The following is a 1,889-nucleotide window of genomic DNA, read 5'->3' as shown; positions in this document are numbered from 1 at the left end:
GCATGCTCTAAAGGCACGAATACGCTGACGCTGCCGGCCGACGGGTTGATGGTGCCTGCGAAGGCGATCACCAAAAGCAGCGCGTAGTCGTGGACCACAGCAAGGGCCAGACCTGTGGCGACCATCAGACTGGCGGCGGCAAGCAGGAGTTGGCGGTGATCGTGTCGGGCACCAAGGAGTCCGGCGGCGATGGTCATGAGCGCTGAACCGAGCAGCGATGCGGTTGCTATGATGCCGACCTGCAGAGGCGCGAAGCCTAATGCCAAGAGATAGACCGGCAACAGAATTGCCACGAAGCCGTCGCCCATGTCGCGCAGGGCTCGTGCCGCAAAAAGAAAAGTCGCCGGGCGGATCTGCTGCACTGATCTAGCCTGCCCTCATCACCTCGGCGTCACCGGCTTTGGCAGTGTCGCTCGACGGGGCCGGAAGATCATGAGGAGTCGCATTAGGCATTTCAGCGAAGCGCATATCGGCTTCAATCCTTAGGCTACCGCCCAACAACGCTGATTCATATCGCGTCAACGGCTTGTAACGACCGAAGACGCAGCTGGCGCATATTGCCCTTGGCTGTCAAGGGTAGGGTTGGGGGTCAGAATACCTGCTCGTCATCTTGCATTTAGGGAAGGTCCGAGAGGGGTCAGTTCACGTCGATGCACGCAGGGCACCAAAATGTCCGCTTCTGACATTCCGAGCCTCGAAGCCGCAGGTCCGCTTGCGGCCCAGAACGCGACGTTAGAGTATCTGCTCGGCAATAACGGCTTCTGGCGCTACCCGGCATTGCGGCATTAGGCCCGGACGGCAAATCCCACGCAAAGCGGTGTCCAGCCTCGGGTAGCAGGCATCAGGTTTTCACCACTGGTCACGCCGCCTTGACGAGCCTGGTTTCCGGCGTCGATGAAATCTGGCCGGCCCGATCGTCCTCGGTATCTTCCCACCAGTCGCCCAGGGCGTCGATGAGCGGCACAAGCTTGAGGCCGGGCGCCGTGAGGTCATAGTCGACGCGTAGCGGATAGCCGGCATGCGCAGTTCGCCGCACAATCCCGGCTTCTTCCAGCTTGCGCAGTTCCAGCGCCAGAATGCGGTGCGACACGGTCGGGTTGTCACGCCTCAGATCGCTGAAGCGCTTGGTCCCGTCCTTGAGATAGTAGAGCAGCAAGGTGGGCCAGCGACCGCTGAGCACGCGCATGGTCTCTTCGATCGGGCAGCGTGAGACGACATCTTTCATGGCGGGTCCCTGGTTACAGAATAGTGCGTAATTTACATGGGACGACCAGCGTTTAGGGTCAAGCTTCGCTGCGCAGCGTGATCCCTAACATGGAAGAGACAAAGAAATGGAACCTATCCTCCTTTACGGCGTCCCGGCGGGAAGTTCGATGGGGCTTGTCGCTGCTTTTGAACGCCTCGGACAGCCTTACCGCCTGTGTCGCGTCGACATGCTCACCGAAATGAAGAACGACGCCTATGCCAGCATCAACGGCCGTCAGGAAACGCCGGTGTTGATCACGGACGAAGGCAGAGTGCTCACCGAGACCATGGCGATTGCCGCTTGGCTCGAAGCCCGCGACACGCAACGTCGCATCAGCTTCGATCCTCGCTCGCCGGAAGCCGACCGGATGCATCAGCTGATGGCTTTCGTGAACACCGGTTTCACCGCCGCTTTCACCCCGCTCTGGGCTGCATATGAAATGGAATCGGCCGAGCCGGTCCTGCTGGCGACCTTGCGCGAGTTTGGCCGCAAGGCCGTTGCCGAACGCCATGACCGGCTTGAGGCGATGATCGTCGACACGGACTTTCTGGTCGGCGATCGCCTGACGCTGGCGGATACCACGTTGATTGGCGTGGCACGCTGGGCGGAGTTCCACAAGGCGGTCGACGGCGCCTCCTACCCC

Annotated in this window: 2 protein-coding genes and 1 pseudogene; 1 reads left to right on the top strand and 2 read right to left on the bottom strand. The window is 60.9% G+C overall.

The window, feature by feature from the left end:
• Together EOA86_RS32920 and EOA86_RS32915 are read right to left on the bottom strand one after the other, a co-directional pair.
• Positions 1–308, bottom strand: a pseudogene (locus EOA86_RS32920) (MFS transporter); the annotation flags it as partial.
• A 551-nt stretch (positions 309–859) separates the two neighbouring features.
• Positions 860–1,225, bottom strand: coding sequence for a helix-turn-helix domain-containing protein (locus EOA86_RS32915; RefSeq protein ID WP_065009653.1), 366 nt, complete (start codon positions 1,223–1,225; stop codon positions 860–862).
• Between the two features lie 106 nt (positions 1,226–1,331).
• Here EOA86_RS32915 and EOA86_RS32910 point away from each other — a divergent pair.
• Positions 1,332–1,889: glutathione S-transferase family protein (locus tag EOA86_RS32910; RefSeq protein WP_164892246.1), on the top strand; the 558-nt coding region annotated here is incomplete at its 3' end.

The sequence above is a fragment of the Mesorhizobium sp. M5C.F.Ca.IN.020.32.2.1 genome (genome assembly GCF_004023105.1).
GTDB lineage: Bacteria > Pseudomonadota > Alphaproteobacteria > Rhizobiales > Rhizobiaceae > Mesorhizobium > Mesorhizobium wenxiniae.
This window is presented reverse-complemented; position numbering and strand designations above follow the sequence as displayed.